Source organism: Halobaculum roseum (assembly GCF_019880245.1).
GTDB lineage: Archaea > Halobacteriota > Halobacteria > Halobacteriales > Haloferacaceae > Halobaculum > Halobaculum roseum.
Window position 1 is genome coordinate 1096324 of record NZ_CP082286.1, and the last position, 15153, is coordinate 1111476.

Below are 15153 nucleotides of genomic sequence, written 5' to 3' on the forward strand. Positions count from 1 at the left end.
AGCCTTGTCGGCGCGGGCGAGTTCCGCGCCGCGAGCGCCCCGCCCCGATCAGAAGAGCCCGTCGTCCGTCTCCGTCCCGTCGGGCGTGCTCGTCGGCGTCGCTGTCGGCGTTGCCGTCGGCGTCGACGACGCGGTCCCGGTTGTCGAGTCGTCGCCCGAACCGCCGTCGGACGTGTCGGTCCCCGTCGCGGTCCCGGTCGGCGTGTCCGTCGCGGTGTCGTCGCCGGAGTCGCTGCCGTCGGATTCGTCGCCGTCACCGTCGGCGGACCCGTTCGAGCCGGCTTCGTCGCCGGCGGGTTTGGTGCCGAACACGTCCGTCTCGACCGTCCGCTGGTAGCTATCGAGCTCGATCCGCTGCTCGCCGCCGCCGCCGTTCGAGAGATCGATCACGAGGTAGAACGGCATCCGCAGGTCCGTCACCTGGTTCCGTCGGAGGTGCGAGACCCACCACTCGTCGAGCCGCTGGGTCCGGATCGCGGTCGTCGCCTCGACGGCGACCGTCTCCCCGGGGGCGATGGTGGTCGTCTTGGCGGCCTCGCCGCTCCCCATCGTGACGTTGTTCATGTGGATGTCGTAGCCGATCTCGGAGACGACGATCGGGTACTGCTTGGGGTTGTGGAGATACAGCGTCATCCCGATCTCCGTCCGCTCGTCGTTCACCGTCCCCCACTCCGCCTCGGTGCGCTCGAGGATCAACACCGGGTCGGAGACGACCGGCGAACTCGCGTTCAGCGGCTTCGGCTCGTCGGTGCGGAACGCCTCGATGACGGAGGTGTTCACGTCGCGGGACACCTGCGTCGAGTAGCTCCGCCCCAGCGTCGACGAGGTGGCCTTCGCGTCGACCCGTAGCTCCGTGTGCTCCCCGTTGCGGACGTGGCTCACCCACCACGCGGGGATCTTCGAGTTGTCCAGTTCGGTGGTGAACGGAACCGAGGTGTTGCCGGCGCCGACCGAGACGCCCTCCTTGGTCCCGTTCGCCATCGCGATGCCGTTCATCGAGACGCCGTAGTCGACCGTCACGCCCCCGAGATCGACGCCGATCGGGTTCGGGTTGCGCACCGTCAGATCGCTTTCGATCACGGTGGTCTCGTTCGTCACATCGCCGAAGCGGTTCTCGACGCCGCCGACCGACGGCGCCCCGACGACGCCGAGCGCGAACGCCCCGCCGACGGACCCGCCGAGAACGAGAAGCGCGACGAGCACGGTTCTGACGGTCGAGAGACCGCGGTCTGTTCCCCCAGGTGTCGGATCGAGCTCCGACGGTACTCTCATCATCGACGCCGTACCGCTCCCCCGAACATATACGATCCGGCCGAGACCGACCCGGCGATCGGCCGCGCCTCGCGGCCGTGAGCGGTCGCGTCGTGTGCCGCGAACCCCGCGTCGTGCGGGCCTTCCGCAAGCGTTAGGTGCGCTCCGTCGGAGCGACGCGTATGGAAACCGAGACTCTCGAAAGCGACAAGGCGATCGGCGTTTCGCTGGTGTTCGGTGCGTTCGCCGTCGTCGGCGCGGGGTTCATGCTGGCGGGCGCCTCCCAGATCGTGATGGCCTGGGGGTTCGCGCTGGCGATGGCGGCGGCGACCCTCTCGGTCGTCGCGCTCCAGGCGTTCGACGCGTGACGTGCGGATGCACGTCGGCGATCGATTCCGGAGGTCGGCTTGAGGGAAGCGTTAAGAACGACCGCGCCCAATGACGAAACAGCACAAATGACGGAGTACACCGACGAGGAGAAGCGTATCCTCGCGTACCTGCGCGACAGCGTCTCCCGGGGGGAGGAGTACTTCCGGGCGAAGAACATCGCGGAGGCCATCGGCCTCTCCGCCAAACAGGTCGGCACCCGGCTCCCGACGCTCGCGGAGAAGGCCGAGGAGGTCGACATCGAGAAGTGGGGCCGCGCCCGCTCGACCACCTGGCGCGTCGAGCTTCCGTAGCCACCGCCGCCCGATGTACCGGGATCCGCCGCCCGTGTCCCGGACTCGCCGAGCCCGTACGCCGCCGTTCGGCGGGCGAGCGCGAAGCGCCACGGGGCGTCCCGCGGCGACGACGCGGTCGTCGGACGAACCCGCCCGTTTTTTCGCCCCGCGCCCGTACCTCGGTTCGATGACCGTGCGTGTACGCCGGGAGTTCGTCTTCGACGCGGACCCGGCCGACGTCTGGGCGTTCATCTCCGATCCGGCCAAGCGTGCCGGGGCGATCAGCGTCGTCGACGAGTATGAGGTCGGCGACGACGGAACCGCGACGTGGCACGTCCGCCTGCCGATCCCGGTGATCCGCTCCAGCATCGCCGTCGACACCGAGGAGGTGCGCAAGGAGCCGCCGGAGTACGTCAAGTTCGTCGGGAAGTCGCGGGCGTTCCGCGTGACCGGCGAACACACCGTCTCGGAGACCGACGACGGGCGCGCCCGCCTCGTCAACGAGTTCGTCGTCGACGGGCGCGTTCCGGGCGTCGAGTCGTTCTTCGAGCGCAAGTTCGGCGAGGAACTGGACAACCTGCAGGACGCCCTGGAGCGCGAGTTGGGGCTGGCATGAAGCTCGCGCTCGCGCAGATCGAGGTCCGGACGGCCGACCGCGACGGCAACCTCGACCGGGCGCTCTCGGCCGTCGCCGACGCCGCCGAGCGCGACGCCGACCTGGTCGCGCTGCCGGAGCTGTGGAACGTCGGCTACTTCGCGTTCGAGGCGTACGAACGCGGCGCCGAGCCCCTGGGAGGGCCGACGCTGACCCGACTCGCCGACGCCGCGCGCGAACACGACATCGCGGTGCTGGCGGGAACGATCGTCGAGGACCTCGCCGAGAGCGCCGCGGCGGGCGAGGACGTCCCCGACGACGGGGGGCTCGCGAACACCGCCGTCCTGTACGACTCGGACGGAACCAGACGCGCGGTGTACCGCAAGCACCACCTCTTCGGCTACGAGTCGGCCGAGACGCGACTCCTGACGCCCGGCGAGTCGCTCCCGGTCGTCGACCTCCTCGGCTTCCGGGTCGCGGTGACGACGTGCTACGATCTCCGCTTCCCCGAGCAGTTCCGCGCGCTCGCGGACGAGGGCGCCGACCTCGTGCTCGTCCCCAGCGCGTGGCCGTACCCGCGCGTCGAGCACTGGCGGACGCTCCCGCGGGCGCGGGCCATCGAGAACCTCGCGTACGTCGCGACGGTGAACGGCTCGGGGAGCTTCGAGGACGCCGACCTCCTCGGCCGGTCGACCGTGTACGACCCGTGGGGGACGACGCTGGCGTCCACCGGCGACGAGTCCGCGCTCGTCACCGCCGATGTCGAGCCCGAGCGCGTCGAGCGCGTACGCGAGGAGTTCCCGGCGTTGCGCGACAGGCGGGACTACTGAGCGGCCGAAGGAGCGGTAGAGACACGAACGGGTCGGCGGGCCGTCGAGCGGGCGGACTACCGGACGTAGTGAACGAAGACGGTGTGGTCCCCGTCGAGCAGTTGACAGAGGCGCTCACGGACGTCCGGCGCCACGTCGACGTGCGCGAGCGGCACCTCCTCGACGCGCAACACCGTCCCGCCGTCGTCGGATCCGACGGCGTCGCCGGGGTCCCCGAGTCGGCGGTGGTCGACGATGCGACGCGGCGTTGACAGCAGGTCCTCGGCACCGCCGAGCAGTGCCTCGGCCCTGAGGCGAGCCATACCGACACGTCCCGACGCGTGACAATAACCGTTGTCGTCGCCCCGATCCTCGCCGACCGGTGCCGGTGCATTTATCCCGATCAGTCCGATACGATAGCCTGCCGGCGAACCGACGCTTTTCTCGTCGTAAGCTGGCACAACTCGAGATCCGCGCCGCCGCACCCGACGCGACCGCGCGCGCCCGTTCCGCGGTCAGGGGTCCACCGCGCCGGACGCGCGCACCACCGCCTCCCCACCCCCACCTTCGTTCGCGACCGCCGTTCACACGACACCGCCGACGAGCCGCCGCTCACCCCTGGCTACCGTTCGAGTTCGATCCGCTCTCCCGCGCGGGCCGACGCCTGCGCCGCCGCAAGCGTCCGCATGTCGACGAGCCCGTCGGCCCCGTCCGGCTCGATGTCGCCGCCGGTCGCGACCGCGTGCGCGAAGTAGTCGAACTCCTCGACCGTCTCGTCGGCGCCGAGGCCCGCGAGCTCCATCGTCCCCTCGGTCGTCTCAACGGTCACCTCTCGGTCGGCGCCCGGCTGAAACGCCGACCGGACCGCGATCCGTCCCTCCGTCCCCAGCAGCTCCAGCGACGTGTTCGGGTGGCCGGAGAACGACGCCGAGAAGTTCCCGACCCAGCCGTCCGCGTTGCCGGACCCCGTTCCCCCGTCGCCGCCACCCGTTCCCCCGTCGCCGGCGCCGAATTCGACACGGAAGTCGACGTGCTGGTCGACCTCGTGGAAGGCGTCGTCGGGCGAGCGGACCGTCGCCGACACGGCCGTCGGGTCGTCGCCGGCGACGAACCGCGCGGTGTTGAGCGGGTACACGCCCACGTCGTACAGCGCGCCCCCGCCCGCGAGGCGGCCGTCGAGGCGCCACTGCTCCGGACCGGCGTCGCCCGCCAGCACCGGGAAGGTGAAGTCGCCGACCGCGCGCTGGAGGTCGCCGATGCCGCCGGCGGCGACGAACTCCCGCAGGCGCCGCACCACGGGGTCGATCTGCATCCGATAGGCGGTCATCAGCCGGACGCCCGCGTCCTCACAGGCGGCGACGAGCCGCTCGGCGCGCTCGACGGTCGCCTCCAGCGGCTTCTCGCAGATCACGTGCTTGCCGTGGCCCGCGGCCGTCTCGACGTGGGGGAGGTGGAGCCGGTTCGGGGTGGCGACGTAGACGGCGTCGTACTCGTCGGTCGCCGCGCCCGCCTCGTACTCGTCGTAATCGAGGGCGGTGACGCCGAAGTCGTCGGCCAACGCCGAGCGCTTGTCCGCGTCGCCGCTGACGACGACCGTCGGCCGCGCGTAGTCGCCGCGCGCCATCGCCGGGATCGACACCGAGCGCGCGTAGTTGCCGCAGCCGACCGTCGCGATCCTTGTCGTCGCGTCGGCCCCGTCGCTCCCGCCCCCGTCTCCTCCCTCGTCCCCGTCGCCGTCCACCCAGTCGCGCCGCCCCGCGTCCGCGAACGTCGACTCGAACATACGCGCACCGTCCGCGCCGAGGTGCTAAACCGCACCGGCCCGTCGAGAATCGCATCCGATAATTCGAGCGGTGTGTTGAAGTAACGAACGCCCCCCGATAGTGACACCGCGGGACCGAACCCCGTTCGGACGCACCCCCCAGCGCGTCCGCACACGCCGGCCGCTTCGGCCGGTCCGGTTCGGCTTCGCGGGCCTGGGACATCGGGTCCCGAGCGAACCGGGGCCGATCGCGCGACGGCGATTTCGCCCATCCGCGCGACCCGGCCGGGACAACTCCCGCTCCCACTCCCGTCCCGGCCTCACGGCCCCGGAACCGCGTAGACGCGCGGTTCGACGCGGCGACGGACGCGACGCAGCGTATACCCTCACGCGTCGCGCCCGCCGCCGTCGATACGGGAGCGGCACTCACGTCCCATCGGTGGCGACGCTGTCGATCTCGTCAGCCGACGCATCGAACGAGATTCCCGCGTACTTCGGCGCCGAGATCAGCCGAGTCGGGACGATCTACGCGTCGGTCCGGCGTTCTCCGTCAGTCGTCCTTGGTTTTGATGTCGGCCGAGAGCCCCTGGGCCATCTGGATGTCCTTCGAGTTGTTGAGCGTCCACGCCGTGCGCTCGGTCACCGCCTCGATGACCTCCCGGGCCGACGGGTAGCCGTTCCCGGACTTCTTCACGCCGCCGAAGGGGAGCTGGACCTCAGCGCCGATGCACGGGAGGTTCCCGTACGCGAGGCCGACCTCGGCGTTGTCGCGGTAGTAGTTGATCTGGCGGTAGTCCTCGGAGATGATGGCTCCCGCGAGCCCGTAGTCGGTGTCGTTGTGGATCTCCACCGCTTCCTCGATGTCGCCGCTGTACTTGAGGAGGGCGACGTGCGGGCCGAACACCTCCTCGTGGGTGCATCGGAGGTCCGCCTTCGCGTCGGCCTCGTAGACGAACGGGCCGACCCAGTGGCCGTCCTCGTGGCCCTCGGGGATCTCGTCGGCGTCCAGCTCCTCGCGGTCGACGAGCACGTTCACGCCCTCGTCCTTCGCGAGCTGGTTGTACTTGGAGACTTTCTCCTTGTGCTCCGGCTCGATGAGCGGCCCCATGAACGTGTCCTCGTCCAGGGGGTCACCCACGGCGACCGACCTCGCGTTCTCGACGAAGCGCTCCTTGAACTCGTCGTACACGTCCTCGTGGACGATGAGGCGCTCGCTCGACACGCACCGCTGACCGGTCGTCTTGAAGCTCGACATCGTCGCCGAGTGAACCGCCACGTCCAGGTCGGCGTTCTCGGTGATCACGATCCCGTTCTTCCCGCCCATCTCGCAGGCCGCGAGCTTGCCCGGTTCGCCGCCGACCTTGCCCGCGATCTTGTGGCCGACCTCGGCCGAGCCGGTGAACAGCACCGTATCCACACGGTCGTCCTCGACGATGGCGTTGCCGGCGTCGCCGAAGCCCTGGACGAGATTGAACACGCCGTCGGGGACGCCCGAGTCCTCGAACATCTCCGCGAGGATCTGCGCGCACCAGGGCGTCTGCTCGGCGGGCTTGAACACGACCGTGTTGCCCTCGACGAGGGCGACGGCCATGTGCCAGAACGGGATGGCGACGGGGAAGTTCCACGGCGTGATACACCCCACCACGCCCCGCGGCTTCCGCCGCATGTACGCGTCCTTGCTCGGGATCTCCGAGGGTACCACGTCGCCCTTGGGGTGGCGGGCGTCGCCGGCGGCCCACTCGACCATGTGCCACGCCTCGGTCACGTCGGCCTTCCCCTCGGAGATCTCTTTCCCGCACTCCATGGTGACGATCTCGCCGAGCTCCTCGTGGCGTTCCTTGAGCTCGTGGTAGATGTCCCAGAGGTACTCGGCCCGGTCGATGTGGGACAGCTCCTTCCACTCCTCGAACGCCTCGTCGGCGGCGGCGACCGCGCGCTCGACGTCGGCCTCGGTTCCGCGGCGGAACTCGCCCAACTCCTCGCCGTTCGCGGGGTTCTCGGAGACGAACGTCTCCTCTCCGGTGCCGTCGGTCCACTCGCCGTCGATGTAGTGCTGGTAGACGCCGTCGTCTCGGCTCATGGGCAAATCTTGCGTCACCGGCGTGATATAGGTGCGGGAAGTTCGCCGCCCGCTCGGAGCGATCCCGCCTTCGGGACCGGGTTTCACGAGCGAGCGTTCCGGGGACGCGGCGGGGGTGACGCCCCGTCGCTTCCGTCGCCGCCGCGGATTCCAGTCGGTCCGTCGCCGCCGCAAGACCCTTTCCTCGCGGTCGCCTCCGCACGACCATGACCGACCCGGAGTCGCTCACGATGGACCTGCCCGAATCGGTCGACGAACCGGCGCTGCGGCGCGTGAAGACCGTCGCCCGCGTCATGGACGAGGCGGTCGAGATCCCGGGGACGGGCATCCGCGTCGGCCTCGACCCCGTGCTCGGCGTGGTACCCGGCGCCGGCGACGCCGTCGCCGCGGGGATCTCGCTGTACATTGTCGCAGAGGCCGCCTACCTCGGCGTCCCGCTGTCGACGATCGTCCGCATGCTCGCGAACGTCGCCGCCGACGCGGTGCTCGGGTCGATCCCCGTCGTCGGGCCGGTGTTCGACACGTTCATCAGGGCGAACAAGTGGAACGCCTCCTACATCGAGGAGTTCGTCGCCGACGCCGCCGGCGACGACGAGGGCGAGGCCGTCGATGCACCCGCCGACGAGGACGACGGGCCCGTCGTCATCGAGATCACCGAGGAATAAATTCGGGCGACCGAGGCCGCGCGCGACTCACGGCTCACTCGCTCACGGCTCACTGTGTTCGCCGTCGCGGTCTCGCCGGTGGCTCGACCGCGCACGCTCGCCGTCTCCGTTCGCGGCCTCGTGGTTCGAGGGACTCCGGAGGCGTCCCTCGTCATTACCAGACGCCGGCCGCGTCTGGTCAGCGGCCGGAACGCTCCGCGTTCCGGCAGCATCACGAGAGACGGCGGAGCCGTCTCTCGAACGACTTCGCTCACGGGTCGCTCGCTCACGGCTCACTCCGTTCGCCGTTCGCCGTCGCGGTCTCGCCGGTGGCTCGACCGCGCACACTCCCCGTTCGCTGTCGAGGCCTCACCGCGTTCGGCCTCGCTTCGCTCGGCCGCGCGTTTCTCGATCTCCCCCTTCAACCCCGGCGCGTCGAAGTCGTGGTCCGGCCGGATCGCGACGAAGTCGAGGTACTCCCGGGCGGCGAGCACGTCCTCGGGCGGGTACGTCGACAGCGCCGCCTCGACGGCGTCGGCCGCGCCGATCAGCGGCTCCAGCGCCGCCAGCCCGCACGCGAGGTCGTATTCACGGGCGTCGAGCGCCCCCGGCTCCCGGACGCTCGTCGCGTCGATGAAGTAGAGGTCGCCGTCGAGGATCAGCACGTTCTCCGCGCGCAAGTCGCCGTGCGCGAGACCGTTGTCGTGGAGCCGCCCGAGCGCGCGGAACAGCTCCGGCGCGAGTTCGCGTTCGGCGTCGACGTCGAGCTCGTCGAGCGGACGGAACGCCGGGAGGTACTCGACGACGAGCACGCCCAGCCCGTCGATCTCCAGCGCCTCGACCGGCTCGGGCGCGTTGACGCCGATGGCGCGCATCCGCTCGGTCGCCTCCAGCTCGTGGCGGGCCATCTCCGCGGGCGTGCCGAAGTGCTCGAAGAAGCCCTCCGTGCCCGAGGAGAACGCCCCGAGGTTGCGCCCGGCGGTGAACAGCGCGTGGACGACGGAGTTCTGGCGGCTCACCACCTTCACGAAGTACGCCTCGCCGTCGGTGCGGAGGATGAACGGCGTCGACAGCCAGTTGTCGGCGTCGAGGAACTCCACGCGTGCGCTCCCGTCGCCGTAGCGGGCGGCGAGGTCGCGCGCGACCGCCTCCAGCCGGTCCCACTCGACGGTCCCGCGGAGGAGGCGCTGGAGGTCCATGGAGTCGGAGTAGTCCGTGGACGGGGATAAATCGTTGCGAGGGTTCCGGCGCGGATATTGCGTCGACCGAAAGCCATCGAAACAGGTATTCCGGACGCCGCCCGTGCTTCGGTCATGAACTTCGAGCTGCCCGCGGAACACCGGATGATCCGGGACCAGGTCCGGGAGTTCTGCGAGGAGGAGATCGCTCCCATCGCCCAGGACATCGAGGACGACCACCGCTTCCCCGAGGAGATCTTCGAGCAGCTCGGACAGCTCGACATGATGGGCGTCCCGATCGCCGAGGAGCACGGCGGGCTCGGCGGCGACACCCTCATGTACGCGGTCGTCGCCGAGGAGCTCGGACGCGTTTCCGGCGGCATCGGCCTCTCGTACGTGGCACACACCTCCCTCGGCTCGAAGCCGATCGAGCTGTTCGGCACCGACGAGCAGCGGGAGGAGTGGCTCCGCCCGCTCGCGGAGGGCGACGGCATGGGCGCGTGGGCGCTCACCGAGCCCGGCTCCGGCTCGGACGCCTCCGACATGGACACCACCGCGGAGAAGAGCGAGGCGCGAAGCGCCTCGGAACGGAGCGGCGCAGCCGCGGAGAAGGACGGCGACGAGTACGTCCTGAACGGCACGAAGCAGTTCATCACGAACGCCAGCGTCGCCAACTCGGTGCTCGTGAAGGCCGTCACCGACCCCGAGGCCGGCTACGACGGTATCTCGACGTTCATCGTCGACCCCGACGACGAGGGCTTCGAGGTGACGACCGTCTGGGACAAGATGGGACTCAACTGCTCGCCGACCTGCGAGATCCAGCTGAACGACGTACGGCTCCCGGAGGACCGCCTGCTCGGCGAGGAGGGCGACGGCTGGGACCAGACGAAGAAGACGCTCGACGGCGGCCGGATCTCCATCGCGGCCCTCTCCACCGGGCTCGCGCAGGGCGCCTACGAGGCGGCCAAGGAGTACTCCGGCGAGCGCGAGCAGTTCGGGCAGCCGATCTCGAAGTTCGACGCGGTCCGCGACATGGTCATCGACATGCACCGCAAGACCGAGCGCGCGCGGCTGCTCACACACAAGGCGGCGACGATGTACGACGAGGGCGAGGACGTGACGCGCGCGTCGGCGCTCGCGAAGCTCGACGCCAGCGAGGCCGCCCGCGAGGTCGCCGAGGACTCCGTACAGGTCCACGGCGGCTACGGCTACACCACCGACTTCCCGCCCCAGCGGTTCTACCGCGACGCGAAGCTCATGGAGATCGGCGAAGGGACGAGCGAGATCCAACACCTCATCATCGGCCGCCAGCTCGGGCTGTAACCGCTCGCTGACCCCGCGGTATCGGAAAGACAGTTCACGAAATTAACATGACTGCGGCCCGTCGGTGGGAATCCGATCTGATAATTCAGTAGCTGACTTTATGTTCAGTCTCAAGTCACCCGGATACACTCACCGGTATGGTCACAGATCTGGAACTCCTCGTCGCCGCAGCGGTCGGCTCCGCGGTGGTGTCGACCGGCGCGGGGGGGCTCGCGTATCTGCGGACCCGCGAGCGAACGGATCATGCCGGCGCCGCCATCGCCGCGACCCTCGGGCTCGTCGCGGTGTGGGCGACGGTGTTCGCCCTCCAGCTGGCGGCCGGGACCACGTCCTCGGGGGCGGGACTGCTCAAGCTGAAGTGGCTCGTCGCCACGCCCGTTGTCACCACGTCGCTTCTGTTCGCGATCGCGTACGCCGGCCACGACGGATGGCTGACGCCGCCGCGTGTCGCCGCGCTCGCCGTCGAACCCGCCGTCGCCGGCGCGGTCGCCGTGGTGAACCCCGGCGGCGTCTTCTTCGCCGCCATCGCGCCACGGAGCGTCGGCGGCGCGACCGTGCTCGTTCCCGACCCCGGTCCGGCGCTGCTCGCGCACATCGGGTACGGCATGCTCGCCGGCGCGGCGTTCGTCTGGCTGCTGGGGCGGGTCGCGGTTCGCTCGTCTGGCACCTACCGGACGCAGGCGGCCGTGCTGTGTGCGGGAACCGCGACGCCGGTGGCGACCGCGACGCTGTTCGTGCTCCGGCCCTCGTGGGCGCCGCCGTTCGACGCGACGCCGCTGGGCTTCGGCGTGGTGAGCCTGCTGTTGCTCGTCGCGATGGCGAGGTACGACCTGTTCGACGTGGCGTCGGTCGCACACGAGACGGTGTTCGCCGGGCTCGACGACGCGGTCGTCGTCATCGACGACGACGGCCACGTCGTCGAGACGAACCCGTCCGCCCGCGACGCGTTCGAACTCGGCCCCGACGTGGTCGGCGCCGACGCCGAGCGCGTGCTGCCCGAGGCCGTCGTCTCGTCGGGGCTGCTCGACGGCGACGACGCCGAGGTCGCGCTCGACGGGGCCGCCGACGGATCGGACGGTCACCCGGGGGCGTCCCGACGGGGGCCGCCGGCGGATCCGACGTACTTCGAGGCGACCTCTGAGTCGCTCGGGCGCGAGGGACTCCGGCTGCTCGTGTTCCGCGACGTGACCGAGCGCACGGAGATGCAGCGACGCTATCGGGCGTACGTCGAGCACTCGCAGGACGTCGTCGCGGTCGCGGACGCCGACGGCGTCCTCGAGTACATCAGCCCCGCCGTCGAGTCCGTGCTCGGGTACGATCCCGAACGGCTCGAGGGCGGGGTGTTCACCGACTACATCCACCCGGACGACCGTCGCTCGGTCGCCGAGCCGTTCGCGGAGAGCCTCGGCCGGCCGGGCGAGCGCGTCCGCGTCTCCTTCCGGGTCGAACACCGCGACGGCGGCTGGCGCGTCCTCGACGGCGTCGGCGTCAACCGCTTTCACGACCCGCACATCGGCGGCTACCTGCTCACCCTCCGCGACGAGACCCAGCGGGACCGCTACGAACAGCGCCTCCGCGTGTTGACGCGCGTCCTCCGGCACGACCTCCGCAACGAGCTCAACGTCGTGCACGGCTACGCGGACGTGATCGCGGCCGAGGGCGGCGACGCCGCCGAGTACGCCGAGCGCATCCAACGGTCGGCAGAACGGCTCGCCTCGCTCGGGACCCGCGTCCGCGGCGTCGACCAGACGCTTCGGCGGACGGACCACGGCGGCCGCCCGGTGGACGTGACCCGCGTCGTCGGGGAGGTGGCCGACCGCGCCCGCGAGCGGTTCTCGGGGATGACGGTCACCGTCGACGCCGACGAGACGATCGCGTACGCCGACGAGCTGCTCGCCACCGCGGTGTGGAACGTCGTGGAGAACGCCGCTCGCCACCACGACGGCGACCGGCCGGCCGTGGCGATCTCGCTGTCGGACGGCGACGACACGGTCGAACTCCGGATCGCCGACGACGGCCCGGGGATCCCCGCGGAGGACCGCGAGGCGGTCGAGTCGGGTCACGAGACGCAGCTTCGCCACGCCAGCGGGCTGGGCCTCTGGCTCGTCAGGTGGATCGTCGACGGCGTCGACGGCGAACTCACATTTGTCGACGGCGCCGACGCGACCGCCGACGACGCGGCCGCCGAGCCGATCGACGAGATCGGAACGGTCGTCGTCATCCGTCTTCGCGCGGCCGACGCGGAGTCGGAGACGGCGTCGTCGATCGAGCAGATGGACCCGTGGGGCGTCGCCAGGGCGGCCCCCGAGCGGACCGACGGGGGGCCCGATGACGCGGGGCCGTTCGGGGGATCGGCCGGGCCGCAGCCGTCGACCGACGGCTGACAGCGGATAGAACGGCGCCGACGACCGACGCGACGGCAGACCACGGCGGCGACCGACGCGACGGCAGACCACGGCGGCGACCGACGCGACGGCGACCGGCTACGACGACGCGACGAAAACCAGCGGCTCCCAGTCGCCGCGGTCCTCCGGTCCCAACTCCGTCCCCGCGGTGAACGCCCGGTCGTGGGCCGCCCGGGCGGCCGCGAGAACGGCCGCGGACGCGTCGAGCGTCGCCGCGAACTCGCGCCACACGTGCGGCGGAACGAGGAGGAAGTACGTCCGTCCGTCGCGACGGACGAGGGGGTCGTACTCGAACGCCCGCCGGTACTCGAAGACGATGTCGGCGACCCCCGGGTACGCGCGGATGTCCGCCTGCATCGCGGTCAGCGTCTCCCGCACGGCGGACTCGTCGACGTCGGCGGTCGCCGCCGCGTCCGCGACGTGGGGCGCGAGCGGACCGAGCTCGTCCATACCCCCGCTGGGGGCCGCGGCGGCATGAGCGATGCGGTGGGTCGAAGTGTCGACGGCCGCTACGGTCGGTATGGACGCGGACATCGGATTCGTCACCCAGGTGGGAATAGACCCCCGTGCGGCGGTCGGGACGGCCGCCGACCACGGCTACGACTACGTCGAGGTGATGCTCGACGGCGCGGGCTCCCGGAACCGACTCGCCCCGCGTCGCGAGGAGCTTCGCGGGGCGCTCGCGGACCACGGCGTCGGCTGCACGGTCCACCTCCCGTTCGGGTCGATCGACCCCGGCTCCCCATTCGACGCGGTCCGCTCGGGCGCCGTCGCCGAGCTTGAGGCGCACCTCGATCTCGCCTCGGACCTGGGCGCGACGAAGGCGACGATGCACCCGACGACGGACGCGTGGGCGCCCGCCCACGACGACGAGTCGGTCGGCGATCACATCGTCGAGTCGGTCCGCCACCTCGACGCATACGCCGCCGACCGCGACGTGGAGCTGGTCGCCGAGAACGTCCCGAAGGGCCGCTTCGACACGAACCGGATCGGCGAGCTGCTCGACCGCACCGACGTGTCGATGTGTCTCGACACCGGCCACGCCCGCGTCGACGGCCGCGACGACGGGGGGATCGCGGCGCTGATCGAGGAGCGCGCCGACCGCATCTCGCATTTCCACCTGAACGACGTGCGCACCGCCGACGACGAGCACCTCCCGATCGGGTCGGGGTTCGTCGACTTCGAGCGGCTGTTCCGGGCGCTCCCCGACGACTGGACGGGGACGCTCTCGGCGGAGGTGTTCACCCACGACGCCGCGTACCTCGGCCACAGCCTCGATCGGATCGAGGAGTCGCTTTCGGCGGCCGCCGAGAACGGGGAGACGGACGCCGAGGGCGACGGTGCGCGCCGCGCGGATGCCGACCGCGACGGTGGTCGCCGCGGCGACGCCGACCGCGACGGCGACACGGAGGGCGGCGAATGACCCGCCTCGTCGTCGGTGAGTGCATCGTCGACCTCCACCCGGCGGCCGCCTCGGCGGGCGACCTCGGCGACGCCGACGCGTACGCCCGCCACCCGGGCGGCGCGCCGGCGAACGTCGCCGTCGGGCTCGCGCGCCTCGGCGAGGCGCCGGGGCTGTGGACCCGCCTCGGCGACGACGGCTTCGGCGACTTCCTCGCGGACACGCTCCGGGGGGAGGGGATCCCGGAGACGTTCGTCGAGCGCGACCCGGACGCGCCGACCGGCCTCGCGCTCGTCGCGCTCGACGCCGACGGCGAGCGGTCGTTCTCGCTGTACCTGGAGGGGACTGCCGCGGCCGCGCTCGACCCCGCGACCGTCGACGACGCGACGCTCGCGGACCTCGACTGGATCCACGTCGGCGGCGTCGAGTTGGCCCACGAGCCGTCACGCTCGGCAGTGTTCGACCTACTCGACCGCGTCCCCGACGCCGCTACCGTCTCGTTCGACCCGAACGCGCGCCCGTCGTTGTGGCGTGAGTTCGACTACGCCGACACGCTCGCGCGGGCGCTCCCGGACGTGGACGTGCTCGTCGCCTCCGCGGAGGACCTCGACCCCGCCGGCTACGAGGGGACCGCCGAGGCGCTCGCCTCCGGCGTCGTCGCCGACGGGCCACACACCGCCGTGATCACCCGCGGGGCGGCGGGCGCGTACGCACGCTCGACCGCCGACGCGCCGTGGGGCGCCGGCCACGCCGAGCACCCAGGGTTCGAGGCCGACGTGGTCGACACGACCGGCGCGGGCGACGCCTTCACCGCCGGCGCGATCGCGGCGCTCGACGGGGGGTCGTCGCTTTCGGACGCGCTGCGGTTCGCGAACGCCGTGGGCGCGCGCGCGACGACCGCGCAGGGGGCGATGGCGGCACTGCCGACGCGCGCGGAGGTGGAGGCGTTCCTCGACGGCGAGGGCGATCGATAGCGGGCGTTCGGTAACCCGGCGCGGTCAACAGGGCCGGCGCGGTCGACGGTCCCGTGCGGTCGACGGGG

Annotated in this window: 14 protein-coding genes and 1 pseudogene; 9 read left to right on the top strand and 6 right to left on the bottom strand. The window is 71.2% G+C overall.

Features of this window, described 5'->3' with window-relative positions; genetic code table 11:
- Positions 1–48 precede the first annotated feature (48 nt).
- Positions 49–1272, bottom strand: a complete 1224-nt coding sequence (locus K6T36_RS05535; protein WP_222923371.1) for an LEA/WHy family protein — start codon at positions 1270–1272, stop codon at positions 49–51.
- Between the two features lie 161 nt (positions 1273–1433).
- Here K6T36_RS05535 and K6T36_RS05540 point away from each other — a divergent pair, with 161 nt between their 5' ends.
- The 4 genes from K6T36_RS05540 to K6T36_RS05555 all read left to right on the top strand — a co-directional run bounded on the left by K6T36_RS05540 (position 1434) and on the right by K6T36_RS05555 (position 3338).
- Positions 1434–1619, top strand: a complete 186-nt coding sequence (locus K6T36_RS05540) for a DUF7525 family protein (protein WP_222922964.1) — start codon at positions 1434–1436, stop codon at positions 1617–1619.
- 87 nt (positions 1620–1706) lie between these two features.
- A complete protein-coding gene (locus K6T36_RS05545; protein WP_222608452.1) occupies positions 1707–1931 on the top strand; it encodes a DUF7123 family protein in 225 nt (74 codons plus the stop codon).
- Between the two features lie 169 nt (positions 1932–2100).
- Positions 2101–2529, top strand: a complete 429-nt coding sequence (locus K6T36_RS05550) for an SRPBCC family protein (protein ID WP_222922965.1) — start codon at positions 2101–2103, stop codon at positions 2527–2529.
- Positions 2526–3338, top strand: coding sequence for a carbon-nitrogen family hydrolase (locus tag K6T36_RS05555; RefSeq protein ID WP_222922966.1), 813 nt, complete (start codon positions 2526–2528; stop codon positions 3336–3338). The genes K6T36_RS05550 and K6T36_RS05555 overlap by 4 nt, the downstream gene beginning before the upstream one ends.
- Before the next feature lie 56 nt (positions 3339–3394).
- Here K6T36_RS05555 and K6T36_RS05560 read toward each other — a convergent pair whose 3' ends face one another.
- The 3 genes from K6T36_RS05560 to K6T36_RS05570 form a co-directional block, all read right to left on the bottom strand.
- Positions 3395–3640 (bottom strand): hypothetical protein, encoded by a 246-nt coding sequence (locus K6T36_RS05560; protein WP_222922967.1) that lies wholly within the window; start codon positions 3638–3640, stop codon positions 3395–3397.
- Positions 3641–3939: 299 nt separating this feature from the next.
- On the bottom strand, positions 3940–5100 hold the full coding sequence (locus K6T36_RS05565) for a Gfo/Idh/MocA family protein (protein ID WP_222922968.1): 1161 nt from the start codon (positions 5098–5100) through the stop codon (positions 3940–3942).
- Positions 5101–5629: 529 nt separating this feature from the next.
- Complete coding sequence (locus K6T36_RS05570) at positions 5630–7159, bottom strand: aldehyde dehydrogenase family protein (protein WP_222922969.1); 1530 nt, start codon at positions 7157–7159, stop codon at positions 5630–5632.
- A 206-nt stretch (positions 7160–7365) separates the two neighbouring features.
- Here K6T36_RS05570 and K6T36_RS05575 point away from each other — a divergent pair, with 206 nt between their 5' ends.
- Positions 7366–7824: a DUF4112 domain-containing protein gene (locus K6T36_RS05575; RefSeq protein WP_222922970.1), complete on the top strand. Its 459-nt coding sequence runs from the start codon at positions 7366–7368 to the stop codon at positions 7822–7824.
- Between the two features lie 374 nt (positions 7825–8198).
- Here the strand turns inward: K6T36_RS05575 and K6T36_RS05580 are convergent.
- Positions 8199–9002, bottom strand: a pseudogene (locus K6T36_RS05580) (RIO1 family regulatory kinase/ATPase domain-containing protein); the annotation flags it as partial.
- 114 nt (positions 9003–9116) lie between these two features.
- Between K6T36_RS05580 and K6T36_RS05585 the strand changes: the two are divergent.
- Entirely contained in the window at positions 9117–10304 is a 1188-nt protein-coding gene (locus K6T36_RS05585) for an acyl-CoA dehydrogenase family protein (protein ID WP_222922972.1), read from the top strand.
- Between the two features lie 137 nt (positions 10305–10441).
- Positions 10442–12688: a histidine kinase N-terminal 7TM domain-containing protein gene (locus K6T36_RS05590; RefSeq protein WP_222922973.1), complete on the top strand. Its 2247-nt coding sequence runs from the start codon at positions 10442–10444 to the stop codon at positions 12686–12688.
- A gap of 99 nt (positions 12689–12787) precedes the next feature.
- Here the strand turns inward: K6T36_RS05590 and K6T36_RS05595 are convergent, their stop codons facing one another.
- Positions 12788–13159 carry a DUF8048 family protein gene (locus K6T36_RS05595; RefSeq protein WP_222922974.1) on the bottom strand — a complete coding sequence of 124 codons (372 nt, stop codon included), beginning with the start codon at positions 13157–13159 and terminating at the stop codon, positions 12788–12790.
- Positions 13160–13229: 70 nt separating this feature from the next.
- On the opposite strand from K6T36_RS05595, the gene K6T36_RS05600 reads away from it, so the two are divergent.
- Positions 13230–14132 (top strand): sugar phosphate isomerase/epimerase family protein, encoded by a 903-nt coding sequence (locus K6T36_RS05600; RefSeq protein WP_222922975.1) that lies wholly within the window; start codon positions 13230–13232, stop codon positions 14130–14132.
- Positions 14129–15085: a carbohydrate kinase family protein gene (locus K6T36_RS05605; RefSeq protein ID WP_222922976.1), complete on the top strand. Its 957-nt coding sequence runs from the start codon at positions 14129–14131 to the stop codon at positions 15083–15085. Before K6T36_RS05600 ends, K6T36_RS05605 begins: the two co-directional genes overlap by 4 nt.
- Positions 15086–15153 lie beyond the last annotated feature (68 nt).